20 protein-coding genes and 2 pseudogenes are annotated in these 22,613 nt (G+C 40.4%); 21 read left to right on the top strand and 1 reads right to left on the bottom strand.

Annotated elements, in window-relative coordinates; all coding sequences use genetic code 11:
* Positions 1 to 124 precede the first annotated feature (124 nt).
* The 4 genes from RCG24_RS08770 (at position 125) to RCG24_RS08755 (ending at position 2,473) form a co-directional block, all read left to right on the top strand.
* Positions 125 to 649 carry a YceD family protein gene (locus RCG24_RS08770; protein WP_202653824.1) on the top strand — a complete coding sequence of 175 codons (525 nt, stop codon included), beginning with the start codon at positions 125 to 127 and terminating at the stop codon, positions 647 to 649.
* A 57-nt stretch (positions 650 to 706) separates the two neighbouring features.
* Positions 707 to 880, top strand: coding sequence for a 50S ribosomal protein L32 (gene rpmF / locus RCG24_RS08765; RefSeq protein WP_042456138.1), 174 nt, complete (start codon positions 707 to 709; stop codon positions 878 to 880).
* Between the two features lie 112 nt (positions 881 to 992).
* Positions 993 to 1,760: an enoyl-CoA hydratase/isomerase family protein gene (locus RCG24_RS08760; protein ID WP_202653825.1), complete on the top strand. Its 768-nt coding sequence runs from the start codon at positions 993 to 995 to the stop codon at positions 1,758 to 1,760.
* Between the two features lie 80 nt (positions 1,761 to 1,840).
* Complete coding sequence (locus RCG24_RS08755; RefSeq protein WP_308078880.1) at positions 1,841 to 2,473, top strand: RsfA family transcriptional regulator; 633 nt, start codon at positions 1,841 to 1,843, stop codon at positions 2,471 to 2,473.
* 268 nt (positions 2,474 to 2,741) lie between these two features.
* On the opposite strand, the gene RCG24_RS08750 is transcribed toward RCG24_RS08755, so the two are convergent.
* Positions 2,742 to 3,215 (bottom strand): N-acetyltransferase, encoded by a 474-nt coding sequence (locus tag RCG24_RS08750; RefSeq protein WP_202653827.1) that lies wholly within the window; start codon positions 3,213 to 3,215, stop codon positions 2,742 to 2,744.
* 232 nt (positions 3,216 to 3,447) lie between these two features.
* Between RCG24_RS08750 and RCG24_RS08745 the strand changes: the two genes are divergently transcribed.
* The 17 genes and pseudogenes from RCG24_RS08745 to murB all read left to right on the top strand — a co-directional run bounded on the left by RCG24_RS08745 (position 3,448) and on the right by murB (position 22,500).
* Positions 3,448 to 4,782, top strand: coding sequence for an acetyl-CoA carboxylase biotin carboxylase subunit (locus tag RCG24_RS08745; protein WP_202653828.1), 1,335 nt, complete (start codon positions 3,448 to 3,450; stop codon positions 4,780 to 4,782).
* Between the two features lie 129 nt (positions 4,783 to 4,911).
* Entirely contained in the window at positions 4,912 to 5,124 is a 213-nt protein-coding gene (locus RCG24_RS08740) for an acetyl-CoA carboxylase biotin carboxyl carrier protein subunit (RefSeq protein ID WP_202653829.1), read from the top strand.
* A gap of 163 nt (positions 5,125 to 5,287) precedes the next feature.
* Positions 5,288 to 6,193: a 2-dehydropantoate 2-reductase gene (locus tag RCG24_RS08735; protein WP_308078879.1), complete on the top strand. Its 906-nt coding sequence runs from the start codon at positions 5,288 to 5,290 to the stop codon at positions 6,191 to 6,193.
* A complete protein-coding gene (locus tag RCG24_RS08730) occupies positions 6,190 to 6,585 on the top strand; it encodes a DUF3397 domain-containing protein (protein WP_202653831.1) in 396 nt (131 codons plus the stop codon). Before RCG24_RS08735 ends, RCG24_RS08730 begins: the two co-directional genes overlap by 4 nt.
* Before the next feature lie 88 nt (positions 6,586 to 6,673).
* Positions 6,674 to 8,308: a bacillithiol biosynthesis cysteine-adding enzyme BshC gene (gene bshC / locus RCG24_RS08725; RefSeq protein WP_308078878.1), complete on the top strand. Its 1,635-nt coding sequence runs from the start codon at positions 6,674 to 6,676 to the stop codon at positions 8,306 to 8,308.
* Between the two features lie 182 nt (positions 8,309 to 8,490).
* On the top strand, positions 8,491 to 8,922 hold the full coding sequence (gene mraZ, locus RCG24_RS08720) for a division/cell wall cluster transcriptional repressor MraZ (protein ID WP_202653833.1): 432 nt from the start codon (positions 8,491 to 8,493) through the stop codon (positions 8,920 to 8,922).
* Between the two features lie 59 nt (positions 8,923 to 8,981).
* A pseudogene (gene rsmH, locus RCG24_RS08715) lies at positions 8,982 to 9,915 on the top strand (16S rRNA (cytosine(1402)-N(4))-methyltransferase RsmH).
* A gap of 23 nt (positions 9,916 to 9,938) precedes the next feature.
* On the top strand, positions 9,939 to 10,295 hold the full coding sequence (ftsL, locus tag RCG24_RS08710; protein WP_202653835.1) for a cell division protein FtsL: 357 nt from the start codon (positions 9,939 to 9,941) through the stop codon (positions 10,293 to 10,295).
* A pseudogene (locus RCG24_RS08705) lies at positions 10,292 to 12,539 on the top strand (penicillin-binding protein). Before ftsL ends, RCG24_RS08705 begins: the two are co-directional and overlap by 4 nt.
* A 114-nt stretch (positions 12,540 to 12,653) precedes the next feature.
* The gene (locus RCG24_RS08700) at positions 12,654 to 14,576 is read left to right on the top strand and encodes a stage V sporulation protein D (RefSeq protein WP_202653837.1); all 1,923 of its coding nucleotides are present in this window, start codon (positions 12,654 to 12,656) and stop codon (positions 14,574 to 14,576) included.
* 172 nt (positions 14,577 to 14,748) lie between these two features.
* Positions 14,749 to 16,209, top strand: coding sequence for a UDP-N-acetylmuramoyl-L-alanyl-D-glutamate--2,6-diaminopimelate ligase (locus tag RCG24_RS08695; protein ID WP_202653838.1), 1,461 nt, complete (start codon positions 14,749 to 14,751; stop codon positions 16,207 to 16,209).
* Between the two features lie 4 nt (positions 16,210 to 16,213).
* Complete coding sequence (locus tag RCG24_RS08690; protein WP_202653839.1) at positions 16,214 to 16,669, top strand: hypothetical protein; 456 nt, start codon at positions 16,214 to 16,216, stop codon at positions 16,667 to 16,669.
* A 1-nt stretch (position 16,670) separates the two neighbouring features.
* Positions 16,671 to 17,645 carry a phospho-N-acetylmuramoyl-pentapeptide-transferase gene (mraY, locus tag RCG24_RS08685; protein WP_202653840.1) on the top strand — a complete coding sequence of 325 codons (975 nt, stop codon included), beginning with the start codon at positions 16,671 to 16,673 and terminating at the stop codon, positions 17,643 to 17,645.
* Positions 17,646 to 18,986 carry a UDP-N-acetylmuramoyl-L-alanine--D-glutamate ligase gene (murD, locus tag RCG24_RS08680; RefSeq protein ID WP_308078877.1) on the top strand — a complete coding sequence of 447 codons (1,341 nt, stop codon included), beginning with the start codon at positions 17,646 to 17,648 and terminating at the stop codon, positions 18,984 to 18,986.
* A gap of 71 nt (positions 18,987 to 19,057) precedes the next feature.
* On the top strand, positions 19,058 to 20,158 hold the full coding sequence (spoVE, locus tag RCG24_RS08675; protein ID WP_202653842.1) for a stage V sporulation protein E: 1,101 nt from the start codon (positions 19,058 to 19,060) through the stop codon (positions 20,156 to 20,158).
* Between the two features lie 267 nt (positions 20,159 to 20,425).
* Positions 20,426 to 21,529, top strand: a complete 1,104-nt coding sequence (gene murG, locus RCG24_RS08670; protein ID WP_308078876.1) for an undecaprenyldiphospho-muramoylpentapeptide beta-N-acetylglucosaminyltransferase — start codon at positions 20,426 to 20,428, stop codon at positions 21,527 to 21,529.
* Between the two features lie 62 nt (positions 21,530 to 21,591).
* Positions 21,592 to 22,500 (top strand): UDP-N-acetylmuramate dehydrogenase, encoded by a 909-nt coding sequence (murB, locus tag RCG24_RS08665; RefSeq protein WP_202653844.1) that lies wholly within the window; start codon positions 21,592 to 21,594, stop codon positions 22,498 to 22,500.
* The last annotated feature ends 113 nt before the right edge of the window (positions 22,501 to 22,613 follow it).

Genomic DNA, 22,613 nt, shown 5'->3' with positions numbered 1-22,613 from the left:
AGCAAGATGGATAGACTATAGTTATCTTATTAAGGCGTCTGCGCTTTTTGCTCTGTAAAGAAATAATATTGACAAAAATTTTATCGAAGGCTATAATTACCTTTGTTGCCTTGGGGTGATTCAAGTGAAATGGACAGTCAGTCAATTACAGAAATATCGTAATAAGGAATTTTTGTTCGATGAAACGATTCAGTTTGATGATCTTAAGCAGGATGATCCAACGATTCGTGAAGTATCGCCAATCCATATCAGTGGACATGGTGATATGGATTCGACGAAAGTTACCTTTCATTTTAAAATTGACGGATATTTAATCCTTCCTTGTTCTCGTACATTAGTGGATGTTAAGTTCCCGATCAATGTCGAAACAACTGAAACCTTCCTTTTTCAAGACTCGTTTGATCGAACTGAAGAGGAAGTTCATCAAGTAAAAGGAGAAGTGATTGATTTAAAACCAATCATCAGAGAAATTCTTTTACTTGAAATACCGATGCAAGTCTTTTGTGACGACGTGGAGACTGAGGAAGCCGCACCACAATCCGGAAAGGATTGGGAGGTTATTTCAGAGGACGCGGAATCAACTAAAATTGACCCAAGACTAGCTGGACTTGCTAAGTTTTTTGATAATAACAATCAAGGAAAAAAGTAAAGAAACATAACCCTGTTTCTTTATGCTTTCTTTATACTCTTTAAGGAGGTGTTGGAAATGGCTGTACCTTTTAGAAGAACTTCTAAAACGGCAAAAAGAAAACGTCGCACTCATTTTAAATTGAATGTTCCTGGTATGGTAGAATGCCCAAACTGCGGTGAAATGAAACTTGCTCACCGCGTTTGCAAAGCTTGTGGAACATACAAAGGAAAAGAAGTAGTTAATGATTAATAACAACTTCGTTTGCAAAGCACAAGGAACTTTTGTCCTTGTGCTTTTGTTGTAAGAAAAACAACTTTTTCCATAAAAAATCTACGATTCTGGAAGGGATGGATGAGGAGAATTGGCTTACACAATTGAAAAAAAGGACAAGGGATATTTATTATTTACAATCACCAGAAGTGAAAAACGTAATGCGATTAATTATGACGTCATGGACGGGCTGGCTCAAGCAATTAGCGAAGCAGTGCGGCCTGACATTAAGGCGCTAGTGATTACGGGTGCCGGGGAACAGGCCTTTTGTTCTGGAGGAGATTTATCCATTTTTCATTCACTTCATACTAAAGAGGAAGCGCTGCCAATGCTTTTAAAAATGGGTAATATTCTCTATTCATTGTTGACTTTACCTAAGCCAACAATTGCTTTAATAAATGGAACAGCCATTGGTGGAGGCTGTGAACTGGCAGCCGCCTGTGACTTTCGCTTGGCAAAGAAAGGAATCAAGGCAGGGTTTGTCCAAGGGAAACAAGCGATAACGACCGGCTGGGGTGGAGGTTCCATCTTAGCCGAAAAATTACCGGCCGCAATTGCTATGAAACTGTTAATAGATGCAGAACTAAATACGGCAGAGTATTTATATGAAGCGGGATTTATCCATTATCTATACGATGGGGATTCAGTTGAAGCTTGTGAATTTTATTTAGAAAAAATGTTAGCGAAAGAGCAAGCTGTATTAGAAGCGTATAAGAAAATCTGGATTGAAAAGTGGCAAGAATCTAAACTGCATGAAAGAATGATGCAAGAGATCAATCGATGTGCCGTATTGTGGGAGAGCGAAGCTCATCACCAATATGTTAAAACATTTATGGAAAAAAAAGTACATAAAGATTGAAAACATGACTTTTCCTTAAGTCTATCTTTTCTAGTAGGAGCATATGTATGATAAAAACACTACTAGGAGGGATATTCCTTATGTCTCAAACCCGACAAGATGCGTGGTCCCAAGACGAGGATTTGTTACTCGCAGAAGTTGTCTTAAGGCATATCCGTGAAGGCGGCACCCAGCTGCAGGCTTTTGAAGAAGTAGGAAAGCAGCTAACCCGAACTGCGGCGGCTTGTGGCTTTCGCTGGAATTCTTATGTGAGAAAGCAATATAAATCAGCTATTGATCTTGCTAAAAAACAACGAAAACGATTGAAACAGCCAGTTTTTGCAAATGAAACTGAAGCCGGCCCAGAAAATGAAAAGGTAAAGCCAGAATTAACAACAGTAATCGAAGAACAAAATAAGGCGGCAATAACCTTTCAGGAGGTAATGGATTTCCTAGAAGAATTACATCGGAAAGCAGAATCACAAGCGATCGTTGCAGGAGAACGAGAAGATTTTGTTGCGAAAATAAAAGACTTGGAAGAGAAAACTTACTATTTGGCTGCTGAAAATGAAAGACTAACAAAAAATCTCAAGGTGATTGAAGAGGATTACCGTTCCTTAATAGAAATTATGGAAAGAGCGAGAAAAATGGTTGTTCTTCAGGAAGATGACAGGCAACAGAAGGTAAAATTCCAAATGGACAAAAACGGTAATCTTGAAAGAATCGAAAAATAGTCAAAAGCGGACGAAAAGTCCGCTTTTAGTTATGTCCAGCTCCACAAGGAATGCTACGGCAGAATAGACATCGCACGAAGGAAAGCGTTAGCTTTTCGAGGAGCGTCTAGCCCCTCGAGGTCAAATAACCTTCTACCCAAAAAGTCAAAATACGAACTTTTAGGGTAGAAGAACATTTGCTTGTCGGGGCTGATCACTAAGGAAAGCTACTGAGAGAATAAGCTTCGCAGGAACAAGCTGTGCTTGTTCCGAAGACGCTTGCGCTTTTCTAATGATGTTGCGCCTCCACACCCTCAGGGTACCAGACAAGCGGATTTTCCCCACGGTCCCGCTCCATTTCATAATCAACACTGGCAAACCCCATCTTTTCCCAGAAACCTCGTGATTGCATTCGTGGATTTGTCTTGATTGGCATTCCAAAGCTTTTAGCAAACTCAACCAGCTGTTTGCCGAAACCTTTTCCCTGATAATCAGGTAAGACCTCAAGTTTCCATAATTCCAGATAATTTTGTGGTGGATAAAAATAACGATCAAATTTTGCATCGATTTGATATAAACTCATGCGGGCGACAAGCTTGTCACCAAAGTAGATTCCGTAAAAGGGGGATTCATTATCGTTGTCAATCATATTTGCTTCAAGATCTTCCAGCATTGAAAGTTCCTGAATTCCATATTCTTTAAATTTTTTAAATTCTTCCAGTGTTTTAAAGTTAATTTTTAATTTTTCCACATTTGTCCCCATATTACCCCTCCTGTAACCTCGCGTATTGTTTGAATATCTTTACTTTCTGTTGAATACCATGAAGTGAATCATGTTCACATTATTCAAAATGGAGTAATTTAATTATATAACAATAGCACAGAAATTTCCTCTAGGAACATCGGAAACGTTTTCAAAAAAATGCAGGAAATTATTGTGAGTGTGTAGAAATTTATTATCTGAAGAGCAACGGGGAAAAGAAAGGGGAAAAAGAATGCAGAAAATTCTAATAGCCAATCGGGGAGAAATTGCCCTTCGAATTATCAAGACTTGTCAAGCGATGGGAATAGAAACGGTTGCTGTATACTCTGAAGCCGATAAAGATATGCCCTTCGTAAAGGCAGCCACTAAGGCAGTATGTATTGGTGAACCGCCAGTTAACAAATCCTATCTACAAGCTGATAAAATATTGCAAGCTGCCATCGCTGAAGGAGCGGACGCCATTCATCCGGGTTACGGCTTTTTATCGGAAAACGCAGCATTTGCAAGACAAGTGATTGAGGCAGGACTTATTTTTATTGGCCCAAGTCCTGCAACAATTGAATTAATGGGTGATAAAATTATTTCCAGAAAAACGATGGAACAGGCCGGAGTTCCAGTAGTGCCTGGCAGCGGTGAGGGATTAAAATCAATGGAGGAGGCAATAAACTTAGCCGAAACCATTGGTTATCCGATTATGCTAAAGGCAAGCGGGGGAGGCGGCGGCATCGGTATGGTTCTTTGTGAAAATGAGCAGGCACTTAAGAATTCATATGCGTCAACGAAATCTAGAGCCCTGACTTATTTCGGCTCGGATGAGGTATTTATCGAAAAATATATCGCTAATGCCAGACACATAGAAGTTCAGATATTTGGTGATCAGCAGGGAAATATTGTTCACCTGTTTGAAAGAGACTGTTCTATTCAAAGAAGACATCAAAAGGTCATTGAGGAGTCGCCGTCCCCATTTCTTTCTGACTCTGTCCGCCGGAGAATGTATGATACAGCAGTAAAAGCAGCACAAGCTGTAAAGTACTCAAATGCTGGTACGATTGAATTTATTGTAGATGAACAAGAAAACTTCTATTTTCTTGAAATGAATACGAGATTGCAAGTAGAGCATCCTGTCACAGAAATGATTACTGGGCTGGATTTGGTTAAATGGCAAATTCTCGCTGCAAGAGGAGAATGTTTACCATTATTACAGCCGGAGATTTTTTCAGCGGGCCATGCGATAGAATTTCGACTCTATGCAGAAGATCCGGTTCGTTTCTTCCCTTCGCCCGGTAAAATGACTACTTTTAAGTGGGAAGAGGGACCTGGCATCCGGATTGATTTCGGTTACCAGGAAGGTGGAACGGTTACGCCATTTTATGATCCAATGATTGCAAAATGTATTTTTTATGGTGAGACAAGAAAACAAGCATTAGCAGCAGCGGAAGGCTTTTTTCACAAGTTGAAAATAGAAGGGATTAAAACAAATGCCCCGTTATTCCTAGCGGTACTTTCAAATAATGACTTTCTTAATGGGCAGTATACTACAAGTTTTTTAGCTAATAGGAGAGTATAAAATTTTTCCAAATTTTATACTCCTATGTCGCATAAATTCAACTCCGCCTCTGTCTTCGTCCATATGGACTTGTCAGTCGGCGAGTTTTCATTTAACGAAAAAATTCGTGAACTAGGGGAGTGGAAGATAATGAAAGAAATCACAGCGTCAATGGCTGGCACAGTATTGAAGGTTTTTGTCAAGACAGGCGATGATGTCCTTCCGGGCCAAGAGGTGTTAATGTTGGAATCAATGAAAATGGAAATTCCAATTGAAAGCAGCACGGAGGGAGTAGTGAAAGAGTTAAAGGTGAATATTGGTGATTTTGTCAATGAAGGAGATACTTTAATCGTATTGGTGTAGGAGCTAAGCAAGCGCTTGGCTTTGAAGGATCGCAAGTAGACGAAAAGAAAATAGAAATCCCTTGTCAAGTGAATTTGGCAAGGGATTTTTTCCTGAACCATTCAACATACTGATATATTTTGGTAAAATACGTTTATAACAAGCTATTAAAAGAGGGATCCAAATGAAGGTTGGCGTGGTTGGAGCAGGATCTATTGGTTTATTATTTGCTGCCTATTTAAGTAGAAAATTTGATGTCACTGTTTATACGAGAACAAAAGCGCAGGCGAAAGAAATAAATACACATGGTATTTTAGTGAAAAAAGGGGCTGGCAGGAAGGAATATCTTGTTAACGCATTACCTTTTGGAGAGTGGCAAGCCAGAGAGGATTTATCGATTATCACTGTCAAGCAGTATCAGCTTGCCGGGATTTTAGCAAAAATAAATCAATGGTCAGCTTTACCAAAAAATCTTTTATTTTTGCAAAATGGAATGGCCCATTTACAACAGATCGAGACAATCTTGAACGGTAATCTATTTGTCGGTTCCGTTGAACATGGGGCGACCAGAGAAAATTTCAATACGGTGAGCCATAATGGAATGGGGGTTACCAATGTTGCTGTTTTTAGAGGTGATTTGCAGCCGTTAAGGCAGTTTATTGCTGCCGCTCCCAAAGACTTTCCCTTTGTATATCAGGAGCAGTATAATCAGATGCTAGTAAAGAAACTAATTGTTAATGCCGTGATAAACCCCTTAACCGCCATTCTGGAGGTAAATAACGGCGCACTTATTGATAATTTCTATTATTATCAGGTGGCAGAAAAACTATTCAAGGAAATAACGTTGATTTTAGCGCTGAAAAACGAATCGGAATATTTCCAACAAGTACTGGATATTTGTCGGAAAACGGCTGACAACCGGTCCTCCATGTTAAAAGATATTGAGGCTAATAGAGTGACGGAAATCAACGCGATTTTAGGTTATATTTTAGCGGAAGCCAAAAAACAGAAAAAAGAAGCTCCACTGTGCCAAAGCCTATATTTACTCATTAAAGGTAAGGAAACGAATAAGGGAGGGATAGTAGCTTGACTGGTATCCTCTCAACCATTCTTACATTACTATTTTTCATCCCGATTTTAGGGTTTATTGTCATTTTTATCATTTATAAATTATTCTCTAAGAATACCCGCCATTCTGTACATAAAGCGCTTGATTTAACAACCATATTCTTTATCATCTCGGTTCATTTTTTACTTAAAACGATTTGGGGTCATTCATTTTTTGTCCTTATCATCTTGGTCATGATTGTGACTGCTATGGCTTTTGTGGTAGTCCACTGGAAGGTGAAAGGTGAAATTGATTTCACCAAGGTAATGAAGGGGTTCTGGAGGTTTACTTTTCTCTTTTTCTTTATTTTGTATGTTGGATTAACACTTTATGGATTAATGGAACGTGCGCTCTTCTTTACTTTTTCGTCCTAAAAAACGAAGCAAAGTTTTTTTTAAAATCGCGGCTAAATGGTATACTTCTATGGAGAATGAATTTGTTGACCAGAAAGGAAGTACATGAATGGAGATCCTGAATCTCTCTTTACCTGCAACCAACCGGTTTGCTTCGAATTATTTGCAACAATCAACGAGCGTTATGCCGTTTTTTCATTATTCGTATAATGATGCAAATGAAAGTCTAAACAGATTATCTGAATTAAGTGACCGCCCGTTTCCGCGGAACGAGGTGGCTCAACATATTGAACAGTTTATGAAGCCTTACCCATCTTCAAAGGCTGTTACCAACTCTCTTGACAAGCTTAAACAACAAAATAGCGTCGTTGTGATAGGCGGACAACAGGCGGGAATTTTGACAGGGCCACTTTATTCGATACATAAAATTATTTCCATTATCAAATTGGCAGAACAAAAGGAAAAAGAACTGGGTGTTCCTGTTATTCCCGTTTTTTGGATTGCTGGTGAGGATCATGATTTTCAAGAAGTAAATCACGTTTATATACCGGTCAATGAGAAAATCGATAAATGGACCTATCCGGAAAAAGTTTGGCAAAAGAAAATGGTGTCCGATATTCAGTTGGATAAGGAAGTTTGTCTCTCCTGGGTAGAAAAAGTGATCGAAATGTTCGGGGAAACAGATTATACCAATATGTTATTAGAATTTGCCATCGAGCAGCTTAATAGATCGACTACGTTTGTTGACTTCTTTGCCAATATTATCATGGAATTGTTTAAGGATGATGGACTCTTAATCGTTGATTCCGGAAATCCGGATTTTCGTCAACTGCAAAAAGAATTTCTCGTCAGGCAAATTGAACATCGTGAAGCGATTACCTCTTCATTATTAAAACAGCAACAGGAAATTGAAAAACAAGGGTTTCCGATTACGATCGATTCCAGTGAACACGCCGCAAACCTATTTTATTATGACACTAAACATCAGGAACGGATATTGCTCGAATATAATCATGATAACGATCGTTTCGTGGGGAAAAATGGTGCGATTTCTTTTTCAAAACAGGATTTAGTGGAACTGGCAAGCAGTAATCCTTCCGTTTTAAGTAATAATGTGGTAACGAGACCGTTAATGCAGGAGTGGTTATTTCCAACCATTGCCTTCATTGGGGGACCTGGAGAAATATCATATTGGGCAGAATTAAAACAGGTTTTTGAACATTTTCAAATCAAGATGCCGCCCATTGTACCTAGATTAAATATCACTTTCTTGGATCGATCGGTGGAAACAGATTTAGCGGAATTAAATTTAAGCCTATCTGCAGTGCTTCAGTCGGGCACAAATGATGCCAGAAACAAATTTCTCGAATCCATTGTTGATAAAGAGATTGATGGGTTATTTTCGGCTGCAAGGGATCAATTAGTAAAGCAGTACAAGGAAATTGAGGCGAAAACAGTTGAAGTAAACCGGGGACTGCTGCCGCTATTAAAGAAGAATGAAGCTTTTTTACTTAAGGAAATGACCTTCATGCAAACAAAACTTGAGGAAGCGGTTAAATTAAAACATGATGTCATATTGAAAAAATTCTCCCGTGTTGACTTAGCCTTGCGACCGAACGGACATCCGCAGGAAAGAGTATGGAATATCTTTGCCTACTTAAATCAATATGGATTAACTTTTATTAGAGATTTAATGAACTTAACCTATACCTTTGACGGCAGTCACAAGGTCATTAAATTATAGCCAAAACTCCACAATTGATGTGGGGTTTTTTATTTTTTTAAAGACACTCGTCCCCGTCAAAGATTCAAAAAAATATTATTTTAAAGAGGATTTTTTTATATACAAGGCGAATAGTTAAAAAAATGGGTGGTGGAAAGTGGGGGAATGTGGTACATTTTTATTAGAAAGTGGGGGTAGTGGGTATGTTTATGGGTGAATACCATCATAACATTGATAATAAAGGCAGACTGATAGTGCCCTCCAAATTCCGTGATGATCTTGGTGAAATGTTTATTATCACGAGAGGTTTGGACCAATGTTTGTTTGGTTACCCGATATCAGAGTGGAAGCTGATTGAAGAAAAGCTAAAAGCTTTACCTCTTACGAAAAAAGATGCCCGCGCCTTTACTCGTTTTTTCTTCTCAGGGGCAACTGAGAGCGAACTTGATAAACAGGGAAGAATTAATATCCCTGCACCACTTTTGCAATATGCGAAATTGGACAAGGAATGTGTGATTTTAGGTGTTTCCAATCGAATCGAAATTTGGAGCAAACAGATTTGGGAAGACTATTTTTCACAGTCTGAAGAGTCTTTTGCGGAAATTGCAGAAAATATGATTGGCTTTGATATTTAATGGGTAGGTTATGGAAATATATTTTCTGACAGATTTGATTGGAAAAGGTGGTACAAAAGATGTTCGATCATACAACTGTGTTACTTGAAGAAGCTGTAAATGGACTTAATATTAAAGCAGACGGGATTTATGTCGACTGTACATTAGGTGGAGCCGGACATAGCTCCTCGATTCTTTCAAAGCTTACGGCGGGTGGAAAGCTGTATGCTTTTGATCAAGAATGAAACCGCAATTGAACATGCCAGAAAAAAACTGATGAATGTTGGGAATCCATTTGAAATTATTAAGAGCAATTTTATTCATTTGCAGGAAGAACTCGAAAGCCGAGGAGTTTTAAAAGTAGATGGTATTCTTTATGACCTCGGTGTTTCGTCACCGCAATTAGATACACCGGAAAGAGGCTTTAGTTACCATCATGATGCGCCCTTAGATATGAGGATGGACAAAGACGCACACTTTTCAGCTTATGATGTTATTAATGATTGGGCATATGAAGACTTGGTTCGCATTTTTTTTCGCTATGGTGAGGAAAAATTCTCTAAACAAATTGCCAGAAGGATTGAAGCAGCTAGAGAGAAAAAACCGATTGAATCGACCGGAGAACTGGTCGAATTGATTAAAGAAGCCATTCCTGCGCCTGCCAGAAGGAAAGGCGGTCACCCGGCAAAACGGATTTTTCAAGCGGTGAGAATAGCAGTGAATGATGAATTGGCCGTATTTGAACAATCTCTTCATCAAGCCATTGAACTTTTAAAACCAAATGGAAGAATTTGTGTGATTACTTTTCATTCTCTAGAGGATAAAATTTGTAAAGCGGCTTTTAAACATGCAAGCACTACTCCGGATTTGCCTCCAGGCCTTCCTGTTATTCCTGATGAATACAAGCCTATTTTGAAATTAATCACAAGAAAACCAATCCTCCCGTCCGAGGAAGAGCTGGAACGAAATAATCGAGCGAGATCGGCAAAGCTGCGGATTGCCGAAAAATTATAAAGAATAATCTGGAGGGGAAATATGTGAGTAATCTTGCCAGGGAAATTCAACAGCAACGGGTGGAACAAACAGTTCAAGAACAAAGACAAATAAAAATTAGAAAGTCTTGGCTGACACCAGGGGAAAAAATTATTGGTGTCGCCTTTGCCGGATTAGTTTGTTTTGGGGCTGTGCACATTATCTCCAATCAAACACAAATTTATCAGATTAACCAAGATATCCAAAAAGTTGAAGCAAAGATTAATGAACAGGAAAAACTTAATGGCGATTTGCAGGTTCAAGTAAAAAATTTAAGTAAATATGAACGAATTTATAAAGAGGCTAAAAAGATGGGTCTTGAAATAAACAATAACAACGTCAAGGTAGTGCCGGAAAAATGAACAAAAAGCAACCATATATTAATGTTGGAGCAGCGATATTGTTTGTAATATTCGGTCTGCTCTTTTTTGTAGTACTTTGCAGATATTTTTCTATTCAAATCACCGGGGAAGCAGCAGGACAGCCTCTTGCGGCAAAAGCACAACAAAAATACAGCCACAGTGAAATCTTGCAGGCGTCAAGAGGAGAAATCCTTGACCGCAATGGAGAAATTGTGGCTGAAGATACCTCATCCTATAAATTAGTAGCGATCTTAAGTAAAAAGATGACGACAGATTCGAAAAAGCCAAGACATGTCAAAGATCCGGAAAAAACAGCCAAAGAATTGGCGAAGGTTATCAAGAATGAATGAAACAAAGATTTATCGCATCTTAACAAATGGGATTAAGAGAAACCAATTCCAGGTTGAATTTGGTAAAGCGGGAAAAGATATCAGCTTTGAAACAAAGACAAAGATTGAGAAACTGCATTTGCCAGGAATCATTTTTCAACGCGATTCGCAACGCTACTATCCCAATGGGGTGTTTGCTTCCCATGTGGTTGGTTATGTTGATCAGGTTCAACAAAAAGATAAAACTTATAAAACCATTGGCCAAATGGGAATTGAGAAATCATATGATAAGGTATTGGCCGGGAAGAACGGCAAAATGAATTATGAAAGCGACGTCTGGGGGTACCTGCTGCCGGATAAAAAAGAAACCATAACTCCGCCACAAAACGGAAAAGATATTTATCTAACGATTGATAAAAAAATACAGACATTTTTAGAAGATGCTATGGATAAGGTTGTTAACAAATATCAACCGCAAAAAATTATCGCGATTGTGGCCGATCCGAAAACCGGAGACATATTAGCGATGGGACAGCGGCCAACATTCGATCCAAAAACAAAGGATGGCATTAATCAAAGCTGGCATAATGAGGCGATTGAAACATCTTATGAACCAGGCTCAACGATGAAAATTTTTACGCTTGCTGCAGCTGTTCAGGAAAAAGTATTTAATCCAAATGAAACCTATCAGTCCGGTTCCTATCGGGTTACCAGTAAGGATCGACCTATCCATGATCACAACTATATAGGCTGGGGACCCATTACCTTTTTGGAAGGTGTCCAGCGGTCTTCCAATGTCGCATTTGCCAAAATTGCCAAAGAAAAACTAGGCTTTGACCGGCTTCGGGAGTATCTATCAAAATTTGGTTTTGATAAACCTACTGGTATTGAACTTCCTGATGAAACATCTGGGAAAATTCAATTTACCTATCCAATTGAGAAAATTACGACTGCCTATGGGCAAGGGACGGCGATTACCGCGATTCAGCAAATACAGGCAGCAACCGCGATTGCCAATGATGGAAAAATGGTAAAGCCACATATTGTCAAAAAAATTGTTGACCCTAGAACGCGAAAAACAGTTGAAGAAACCACCCCGGAAGTTGTTTCAACTCCGATCTCTGCGGAAACTGCCAAAACAGTTCGGGATTATCTGGAAACGGTTGTCACTTCTCCGAAAGGAACAGGGGGACGTTATAAACTCGACGGTTACAGCGTAGCTGGGAAAACGGGAACAGCCAATATTCCGGGCCCTAATGGCCGCTATTTATCCGGTGCTAACAATTATATTTTTTCATTTTTAGGAATGGCACCAAAAGAAGATCCCAAATTAATTGTTTATGTGGCTGTTCAACAACCAAGGTTAACGGGCATAGAAGCAGGTCAAGGGGCGATTCCGGTTTCCGCTATTTTTAATCCGGTGATGCAAAATAGCCTGCAATATTTTAACATTCAGCCATCCAATATTGAAAAGCCAGTCTTTAAAAAGCTGTCCGATTTTGATGGGAAATCGGTAGCAGAAACGGTAAAAACCTTAAAAGAAGAAGGTTATCAAGTGGAAGTACTTGGAAAGGGTGAGGATGTAACCGGTCAGCTTCCAAAGCCGGGAACCACTGTTTTAGAAGGGGAGAAGGTTATCCTTCGAACAAATGGTGCTTTGACTGTCCCGGATATGACGAATTGGTCATTAAGAGATGTAATGAAGGTAGCCCAATTAACGGGCTTAAAACTAAGCACAAAGGGTAAGGGGTATGTAACCGCCCAAAATATTAAACCAAAAGCACTTGTTCATCAAGGGGATTTCTTAATTGTTACCCTAAAGACTCCTGAAGAAGAGTGGCAAGCAGACAATAAGTCTGTCAAAAATAAAGCAAATTCCTCAGATGAAAATAAAGATGGAGTTATTCAGGATTGATGGAAATCCCGCTGAAACATGCGGGATTTTTTTGCTGTCATTCTTGATTCCGGTCTATAGGAAAAAGTACAAGCATATAAATGAACGATACTGTAAAGGAGGATCGTTCAAAATATGCGTGTTTCCAATGTAACTGTCCGTAAACGTCTGTTAATTGCATTGATTGTTGGGGTTCTTATTTTTTTAGTTATCGATGTTCGCTTAGGTTATGTACAATTTTATCTTGGCAATATGCTGACTGACCGGGCAAAAGACTCGTGGAGCCGAAATATTCCTTTTGAACCTGAGCGTGGACGAATCATTGACCGCAACGGGGTCCCATTGGCAACCAATATTAGTGCCCCAACCGTCTGGGTTGTCCCTAGGCAGATCAAAGATCCGGCTTCCACAGCTGAAAAGCTAGCCGAGGTGCTAAACATGTCCAAAGAGAAGGCTTACCGAGAGATTACCCAACAGGAAAGAATTGTTCGGATTAAGGAAGGGAGAAAAATTTCCCATCAAAAGGCTAAACAGATTAGGGCCCTTAGTCTTGACGGTGTTTATATCGGCGAAGACTCAAAGCGCCATTATCCCAATGGCAGCTATCTTTCCCATGTTCTTGGGTTCGCCGGAGTGGACAACCAGGGATTAATGGGTTTGGAGAAATATTATGATAAAGAGTTAAGCGGCAAACGTGGCTCGGTTAAATTTTATGCCAATGCAAAAGGGGAACGAATGAATGATATGGCCGATGATTATGACCGTCCGACAAACGGGCTTGATCTAAAGCTGACCATCGATTCTAAAATTCAAAAAATTATTGAAAGAGAGCTGGATATTGCGGAAGCGACCTATAATCCAGATGGCATTATTGCCATTGCCATGAACCCCAATAATGGTGAAATATTAGCGATGTCAAGCCGGCCAACTTTTGATCCTGCGAAATTTCAGAGTGTTCCGCAGGAAGTCTATAACCGCAATCTTCCGGTGTGGATGACCTACGAACCTGGTTCCACATTTAAAATAATTACCCTTGCCGCCGCATTGGAGGAGGGCAAAGTTAACCTGGAAAAAGAACATTTTCATGATTCCGGTTCCGTTCAAGTAGCAGGAGCGAGGTTAAAATGCTGGAAAAGAGGCGGCCATGGAGATCAAAGCTTTTTAGAGGTTGTCGAAAATTCCTGTAACCCGGGGTTTGTTGAGTTAGGAGAAAGATTAGGCAAGGAAAAATTGTTTAAATATATTAAAGATTTTGGCTTTGGTCAAAAAACAGGAATTGATTTACAAGGAGAAGGAACAGGAATACTATTTAATATGGATCGGGTTGGACCGGTAGAACTGGCGACGACTGCATTTGGACAGGGTGTTTCGGTAACGCCGATTCAGCAGGTGGCGGCGGTTGCCGCAGCCGTCAATGGCGGCACATTATATAAGCCGTTTATTGCAAAGGAGTTAATTGATCCTGTGACTGGGGAAATCGTTATGCGAAATACTCCGGTTGCAAAAAGGAAGGTTATCTCTGAAAAAACTTCCAAGGAAATCCGCCATGCCCTCGAAAGTGTAGTTGCTCAAGGAACGGGCGGTAACGCCTTTGTAGAATCCTATCGGGTCGGTGGAAAAACTGGTACAGCGCAAAAGGCACAAGGCGGAAGATATCTGGAAAATAACTTTATTGTCTCATTTATTGGCTTTGCCCCGGCTGATGATCCACAAATCGTTGTCTATGTGGCCGTTGATAATCCTAAAGGGGTAAGAGCGTTCGGGGGCACAATTAGTGCACCAATTGTCGGTAATATCATGAAGGATAGTTTGAACGCAATGGGTGTGAAGCCAAGGAAAGGCCAAATTAATAAAGAAATAAAGTATCCGAACACTCCTTTGATAGAACTGCCTGACTTTGTTGGACTAAAGAAGAATGAACTTCAGCAGCAGCTCGTTAATTTAAGAATAGATGCAAGTGGCGAGGGTGATATTGTGGTTAGGCAGTCTCCAGAGCCGGGGACAAAAGTAAAGCAAGGAGCAAAAATTCGCCTCTACTTTGGCAAAGCGGAGGAATGAAATGGTGAAGGGGGGAGGCGGCACAATTTAGGCCCTCCTTTTTTTATATACTCACCAATAAACAAAATAGCAAAAAAAGATTTTTTCATGTAAAATAAGGTGAAACTTTCGTCAGAAGTTATAAATTGAAATCTTTTGACAAAATGTAGGTCATGAGAGGATTTGAGGAAAAATGAAATTGCAACAGCTGCTTACCCATTTACATCCTTTAGTTCCCTTCACAGAAGAGAATCCGGAAATAACATCGATTGAAAACGATCATCGAAAGGTACAAAAGGGAAGCTTATTTGTTTGTATTAAAGGTTATACCGTTGATGGGCATCATTTTGCCGAATCAGCTGTAAAAAGCGGTGCAGTCGCTGTACTTGCGGAAAGGCCGCTTGAGCTTGCTGTACCGGTAATTACTGTAAAAGATACTCTCCGCGCCATCGCGGTTCTGGCAGATGTCTTTTACGGTCAGCCGACGCAACAGCTGCATTTAATCGGAATTACTGGAACGAATGGAAAAACGACCACAAGCCATTTAATTGAAAAAATATTTGCCGATCATGGGCAAAAAACAGGGCTTATTGGTACGATGTATACAAAAATAGCAGATAAAACAATTGAGACAAAAAATACTACTCCTGAGAGTCTGACGCTGCAAAAAACCTTCCGGCAAATGGTCGAAGAAGGTGTCGAGATGGCAGTTATGGAGGTGTCTTCCCATGCCTTGGATTTGGGGAGGGTACATCGCTGTGATTATGATGTTGCTGTTTTTACCAATTTAACCCAAGACCACCTTGATTATCATAAAACGATGGAAGAATACAAACGGGCCAAAAGCTTGTTATTTTCCCAGCTAGGAAATTCGTTTAACTTAAAAAAGCCCAAATTTGCCATTTTAAATGCCGATGACCCGGCTTCAGAGCTGTTTAAAAAATCCACCGCTGCCCATGTATATACATATGGAATTGATCATCCGGCCGATATTCAGGCTGTTAATATCGAAATGACGACAACAGGAACAGGCTTTGATTTACTCGTCGGAAAGGATAAATACCCTGTACATCTGCAGCTGCTGGGGAAATTTAGTGTCTACAATGTTTTGGCAGCTATCTCCGCTGCACTTGTTTCCGGAATACCTGTCCTTGAGGCGATTGCTTCGATTGAAAAAGTCAATGGTGTTGCAGGACGATTCGAACTTGTGAAGGCCGGCCAGGATTTTACCGTGATCGTCGATTATGCCCACACACCTGACAGCCTTGAGAATGTGTTAAAAACAATAGAGCATTTTGCCAAGAAAAAAGTATTTGTTGTTGTTGGCTGCGGCGGCGACAGGGACCGAACGAAACGTCCATTAATGGCGCAAATAGCTTGCAGGTATGCAACCAATCCAATCTTCACTTCTGATAATCCCAGAAGTGAAGACCCGATGGCCATTTTAAAGGAAATGGAAGCAGGGGTACAAGGCGAGGATTATTTAGTCATCCCTGATCGAAAGGAAGCCATCAACTATGCAGTGAAGCAGGCTGAAACGGGAGATGTCGTGTTAATAGCCGGGAAAGGACATGAAACATATCAGATTATTGGCAATGAGGTTCATGACTTTGATGATCGGCTTGTTGCCAGGGGAGCAATAGAGGAGAGATAAGAAAATGTATTTGGCACTTCTCGATTTAATGGATTTATTTCCTGAGAAACATGGGGTTGAAACGAATATTTTGTTTCAGACGGTTAGTGATCAGGCAAATATTCTCCAGCCAAAGGGTTTATTTATACCGATACCGCTTAATAATCAGCCAAATGAATTGTCATTGGCAATTGAAAATGGGGCTGTTGCCGCCCTCTGGGAGCAGGGGAAGAGCTTGCCCCGCTATACGCCAAATCAATTCCCAGTATTTTTTACCACGGATTTGGCTGAAGCAACCAGAAAAATACTTTTACGCTATATAGAGAATTTAAACGGGGAAATAGATAATAAAATGGAACGAACAAACTTTAAATTTATCAACAAAAAACTTCTTAATAAAAATAATAAGACATATGATATTGCTGTAATGTTAAATAAAATTGCCAAAGTTCAAGCCCAAAATTCGGAAAGGAGGGGATAAAATGCTGGAGCAAGTTATTATTTTCACGATCATCATGGCTTTTCTCATTACGGTATTGCTTTCTCCGATTTTTATTCCCTTCCTTCGAAGATTAAAATTTGGACAAAGCATTCGTGAAGAAGGACCAAAATCGCATCAAAAAAAATCAGGTACGCCTACAATGGGTGGAATCATGATCTTATTTTCGATTGTGATCACAACGATTGTGATGACTGGAAAGTTTTCGGAACCAACCGTAAAAACATATTTGCTGCTATTCGTAACGCTCGGATTTGGATTATTAGGATTTTTGGATGATTTTATCAAGGTCGTGATGAAGCGTAACTTAGGGTTGACCTCAAAGCAAAAACTTTTAGGACAAATTATTATTTCGGTCATCTTTTATCTAGTTTATATCCAAAAAGGGTTTTCAACGGAAATCAGCATTCCTTTTACTGATTCAAGTATTGATTTAGGCTGGTTTTTCGTCTTTTTCATCGTTTTTTGGTTAGTTGGCTTTTCCAACGCTGTTAATTTAACCGATGGACTTGATGGTTTGGTGTCAGGCACCGCGGCGATTGCTTTTGGGGCATTTGCCGTCCTCGCCTGGAGTCAGCTCCAAATGGATATTGCGATTTTTTCTGTTGCTGTTGTTGGTGCTGTCCTTGGTTTTTTGGTTTTCAATGCACATCCGGCAAAGGTGTTTATGGGCGATACCGGATCGCTTGCGCTCGGAGGGGCAATTGCAGGGATTGCCATTTTAACGAAGCTCGAACTGTTACTCATTATTATTGGCGGTGTGTTTGTCATTGAAACACTGTCCGTTATTCTCCAAGTTGCCTCGTTTAAAATGACTGGCAAGCGTATTTTCCGAATGAGCCCGTTGCATCATCATTATGAACTTGTCGGCTGGTCGGAATGGAGAGTTGTGGTTACTTTTTGGTCAGTTGGATTAATCCTTGCTATTTTAGGAATCTATATCGAGGTGTGGTTGTAATTGAAGCAGATTAAGACGTATCATCATAAAAAAATTCTCGTATTAGGTTTAGCAAAAAGCGGCGTAACAGCTGCCGCTTTATTACATAGGCTTGGCGCTTTTGTTACGGTAAATGATAAAAAGCCTTTTTCGGAAAATCCCGAGGCTCAAGGGCTGCTGGAGCAAGGCATTAAGGTGATTTGCGGAGAACACCCAGTCGAGCTGCTCGACGAAGGGTTTGAGCTGATTGTTAAAAATCCTGGAATTCCCTATGAAAACCCAATGATCCAAACCGCTTTGGATAAGGGGATTCCGGTGATTACGGAAGTGGAGCTCAGCTTTCAAATATCCGAAGCGCCGTTTATCGGAATAACCGGCACAAATGGAAAAACAACAACGACAACGTTAATTTTTGAGATGTTGAAAGCCGGAAATAAAAAGCCATTAATTGCCGGTAATATCGGCACAGTTGCTTCTGGTGTTGCCGAAGAAGCAACAAGGGAAAATACCATTGTCATTGAATTATCATCCTTCCAATTGATGGGGGTTGCTGCCTTTAATCCGAAAATCGCCGTGATCACAAATATTTATGATGCCCACCTTGATTATCACGGAAGCAAAGAAGCTTATATAAAGGCAAAAGCAAATATTACTAAAAATCAGACAGAAGATGAATATTTAATTGTCAATGCGGACCAAAATGAAACGATCGAAATTGCCCGTCAATCAAAAGCACAAATTATTCCTTTTTCGACGAAGAAGATTGTCGACAATGGTGCCTATATACGTGAAGGATGGGTCTGGTTTCGCGGAGAAAAAGTGGTCGCGGTTGAAAAGGTAGCAACAAATATTGAAAATATTTTATGTGCTGTCGCTGCTGCAAAACTTTCAGGTGTAGAGAATAGTGCCATTTCACAAGTGCTTAAGTCATTTACAGGGGTGAAACACCGCCTGCAATTTGTCGCCGAACGAGCAGGTAGAAAATTTTATAATGACTCAAAGGCAACGAATATGATTGCTACCATCAATGCTCTTACCGCTTTTGACACTCCGGTGATCCTGCTTGCAGGGGGTCTTGACCGCGGTAATGAATTTGATGACCTGATCCCTTATTTGCAAAATGTTAAAGTACTGATAACCTTTGGGCAGACTGCCCCTAAGCTGGAACGGGTTGGGAAATTGGCCGGAATAAAAAAAATAGAGCGTGTCGATAATGTTGATAAGGCAGTACCTGTGGCGTTCGCCTACTCGGAGCCAGGTGATGTCATTTTGTTATCTCCTGCCTGCGCCAGCTGGGATCAATATAAAACTTTTGAAGTCCGGGGAGACATTTTTATTGAAGCGGTGCATAAGCTTAAGTAAGGGCTTGGCCCACTTTCTGTTCACAATGGTGGTGCGCTAGCCTGATAAACTTGTTAGTAGAGGTGTATAGTGTGCCGACAAAGAGAACAGCTCCCGACTTTATTTTAATACTTGTAACCTTTACACTGCTGGCCATAGGTCTTATTATGGTGTACAGCGCAAGCGCAATTTGGGCCGAATATAAGTTTCATGACTCCTTTTTCTTTGCCAAAAGGCAGACCCTTTTTGCTGTTATTGGTGTACTGGCGATGTTTTTTATCATGAATATTAACTACTGGACATGGCGAACATGGGCAAAGGCGATTTTAATTGTTTGTTTCGTGTTGTTGATTTTGGTGCTTATTCCCGGAATTGGCAATGTGCGAAATGGCTCGCGAAGTTGGATTGGGGTCGGTGCTTTTTCGATTCAGCCTTCAGAATTCATGAAGCTGGCGATGATTGCTTTTCTTGCCAAATTTCTGTCTGAACGGCAAAAGCAGATTACCTCGTTTAAGAACGGCCTCGTACCTTCTCTGGGAATTGCTTTTCTTGCATTCGCCATGATTATGCTGCAACCGGATTTGGGTACCGGCACGGTCATGATCGGAACATGTGTAGTGATGATTTTTATTGCTGGTGCCAGGATTAGCCACTTCGCATTTTTGGGATTATTGGGAGTGGCCGGTTTTGTTGCTCTCATTGTGTCGGCTCCTTATCGGATCAAACGAATTACCTCGTTTCTCGATCCGTGGTCAGACCCGCAGGACAGCGGCTTTCAAATTATTCAATCACTTTATGCGATTGGTCCGGGTGGTTTGTTTGGTCTAGGTCTCGGCGAGAGCAGGCAAAAGTTTTTTTATTTGCCGGAACCGCAAACGGATTTTATCTTTGCGATTCTTTCTGAAGAATTAGGCTTCATCGGGGGATCGTTTATCATCCTGTTATTTGCCCTGCTTTTATGGCGGGGGATTCGCATCGCCTTAGGTGCTCCTGATTTATATGGCAGCTTTCTTGCGGTGGGGATTATTGCCATGGTTGCCATTCAAGTGATGATAAACATTGGTGTTGTTACCGGCCTGATGCCGGTTACCGGGATTACCCTGCCATTTTTAAGCTATGGAGGGTCATCGTTGACATTAATGTTAATGGCCATCGGCGTTCTCTTGAATATTAGCCGTTATTCCAGATATTGAAGAATACCCTGTTATTGGCAGGGTTCTTTTTAGCCGATAGGAAAGTATAAAAACTTTCCTATTAGGCATAAGTGCAACTACGCCTCTGTCTTCGCCCTTTAAGGCTCGCCAATCGGCGAGTTTTCTTTATGAAAAAAGGGACATTTAGATGTTTTTCATTAAAAATGAGTAACATTATTTTTTCATAGGCTTTTTTTCAATCCTTTTTATAGTAGAATGTGTTTAGAATAGTGGTGTAATGCGCCATATAGTTTTTGAGGTGAGGAAATGAAGATCGTTGTCAGCGGTGGGGGAACTGGTGGACATATTTATCCTGCACTCGCATTAATCAGGGAAATTCAAAAGGTAAATAAAAATGTAGAGTTTCTATATATAGGTACGCAGAATGGACTGGAAAGTAAGCTTGTACCACGTGAGAATATTCCGTTTAAGTCAATTCATATTACCGGTTTCAAACGAAAGCTCTCCTTTGAGAATGTTAAGACAGTCTTTCGATTCTTAAAAGGAGTTCAAGACAGTAAAAAAATGCTGAAGGATTTTAATCCGGACATTGTGATCGGAACCGGCGGTTATGTTTGCGGACCTGTAGTATATGCTGCAGCCAAGCGGCGAATTCCGACGGTTATCCATGAGCAAAACAGTGTTCCCGGTCTTACAAATAAGTTCTTAAGCCGTTATGTAAATAAGATTGCGATTTGCTTTGAGGAGGCAAAGGAGTTTTTTCCAAGCGAAAAAACGGTTTTCACCGGAAATCCCCGTGCTTCTGAAGTTACAGGAAAAGATGGAATGAAAGGACGGTTATCTGCCGGATTAAGTATAACAAAACCAGCAGTGTTAATTTTTGGCGGCAGCCGCGGTGCCAGGCCGATTAATGAGGCAGTTGTCAAGGCGCTGCCAGAATTTGCGAATAAAGCGTACCAGGTACTTTATGTAACCGGTGACGTCCACTATGAGGATGTTAAAAAGGAAGCTGAGCTTGTGGGCAATCCGAATAATGTCGTAATTAAGCCATTTATTCATAATATGCCTGAGGTGCTCGTGGGCATGGATTTAGTTGTCTCCCGGGCCGGGGCCACAACACTTGCCGAAATAACTTCACTTGGAATTCCCAGCATCTTAATTCCCAGTCCATATGTAACGAATAACCATCAGGAGAAAAATGCCCGCTCCCTCAGTGATCATGGAGCAGCGCAATTATTGCTGGAAAAAGAGTTAACCAGTAATACACTGGTTGGACATATTGAGAAGATATTACTAAATCAACAAACAATTGAGGAAATGAAGCAAAAGTCTAAAAAAATGGGTGTTCCTGATGCTGCCTCAAGGTTATATAAAGTGATGGAACAACTGATAAAAGAAAATAAAAAGTAGCCCAATTTCATTTCTTGCATAAATTAAATTATACGAATGGATGGAAAGTTAGGGTGATATATATGAACGAAATTATCGCTGAGTTACAGGCTTTAAATATTGGAAAAGTAAAAGAAAATGAACTACTAGCCAGCCATACCACGATAAAAATTGGTGGTCCGGCAGACTTGTTTATTGAACCAGCTTCGATTGATGAACTAAAAAAAGTAATGAATGTTATTAAAAAATATCATCTAAAATGGCGCGCCATTGGCCGGGGCTCTAATCTTTTAGTTTCCGATAAAGGGATAGAAGGGGTGGTCATTAAACTTGGTCACGGTTTGGACCATTTAGAGATAAACGACACTGAAATTACGGTTGGCGGGGGTCACTCGCTTGTCAGTTTATCCACGTTAATTAGTCGGAAGGGACTGTCGGGATTAGAATTTGCCAGCGGTATTCCTGGATCGGTAGGCGGGGCTGTTTATATGAATGCAGGTGCGCATGGATCGGATATTAGTAAAGTCCTAACAAAAGCTCACATTTTATTCAATGATGGCTCAATGGAATGGCTTAGCAATGAAGAAATGGAGTTCTCCTACAGAACGTCTATCCTGCAGAAGAAACGTCCTGGTATTGTGGTTGAAGCTGTGTTTCAACTTTCAGCTGGCGAGCGAAAGGAAATTGTTTCCATTATGCAAAAAAATAAAGATTATCGGAAAGTTACCCAGCCATGGAACTATCCATGTGCCGGAAGTATTTTTCGTAATCCGCTGCCAAATTATGCCGGAAAGTTAATTGAGGAGGCTGGGTTAAAAGGGTACAGAATCGGCGGAGCAGAAATTTCTGAGATGCACGGTAATTTTATCGTTAATGCCGGTAATGCTACCGCGGATGATGTTCTAGCGCTGATTCAATATGTTAAAGATACGATATACAGTAGATATCAAATAAAAATGGAAACTGAGGTCGAAATAATAGGGAGAAAGTAAAAGAAATAGTCCCGCGGATTACCAATTTTGTGTTATAATAACTGATATTATTAATGGTCGTATTCTGAAAAAATAGCTGGCGGCATGATCTATCGTGCCGTTGTTTTCTCTTT

The sequence above is a fragment of the Neobacillus sp. OS1-32 genome (genome assembly GCF_030915425.1).
Lineage (GTDB): Bacteria > Bacillota > Bacilli > Bacillales > Cytobacillaceae > Neobacillus > Neobacillus paridis.
The sequence above is the reverse complement of the archived record's forward strand: the minus strand, read 5'-3'. Positions and strand labels throughout refer to the sequence as shown.

Excerpts from the sequence above, each read along its gene's own strand:
- rpmF (WP_042456138.1), top strand. The coding sequence starts at position 707 with ATGGCTGTACCTTTTAGAAGAACTTCTAAAACGGCAAAAAGAAAACGT.
- RCG24_RS08755 (WP_308078880.1), top strand. The coding sequence starts at position 1,841 with ATGTCTCAAACCCGACAAGATGCGTGGTCCCAAGACGAGGATTTGTTA.
- RCG24_RS08750 (WP_202653827.1), bottom strand. The coding sequence starts at position 3,215 with ATGGGGACAAATGTGGAAAAATTAAAAATTAACTTTAAAACACTGGAA.
- RCG24_RS08745 (WP_202653828.1), top strand. The coding sequence starts at position 3,448 with ATGCAGAAAATTCTAATAGCCAATCGGGGAGAAATTGCCCTTCGAATT.
- RCG24_RS08740 (WP_202653829.1), top strand. The coding sequence starts at position 4,912 with ATGAAAGAAATCACAGCGTCAATGGCTGGCACAGTATTGAAGGTTTTT.
- RCG24_RS08735 (WP_308078879.1), top strand. The coding sequence starts at position 5,288 with ATGAAGGTTGGCGTGGTTGGAGCAGGATCTATTGGTTTATTATTTGCT.
- bshC (WP_308078878.1), top strand. The coding sequence starts at position 6,674 with ATGGAGATCCTGAATCTCTCTTTACCTGCAACCAACCGGTTTGCTTCG.
- mraZ (WP_202653833.1), top strand. The coding sequence starts at position 8,491 with ATGTTTATGGGTGAATACCATCATAACATTGATAATAAAGGCAGACTG.
- RCG24_RS08700 (WP_202653837.1), top strand. The coding sequence starts at position 12,654 with ATGCGTGTTTCCAATGTAACTGTCCGTAAACGTCTGTTAATTGCATTG.
- RCG24_RS08695 (WP_202653838.1), top strand. The coding sequence starts at position 14,749 with ATGAAATTGCAACAGCTGCTTACCCATTTACATCCTTTAGTTCCCTTC.
- RCG24_RS08690 (WP_202653839.1), top strand. The coding sequence starts at position 16,214 with ATGTATTTGGCACTTCTCGATTTAATGGATTTATTTCCTGAGAAACAT.
- mraY (WP_202653840.1), top strand. The coding sequence starts at position 16,671 with ATGCTGGAGCAAGTTATTATTTTCACGATCATCATGGCTTTTCTCATT.
- murG (WP_308078876.1), top strand. The coding sequence starts at position 20,426 with ATGAAGATCGTTGTCAGCGGTGGGGGAACTGGTGGACATATTTATCCT.
- murB (WP_202653844.1), top strand. The coding sequence starts at position 21,592 with ATGAACGAAATTATCGCTGAGTTACAGGCTTTAAATATTGGAAAAGTA.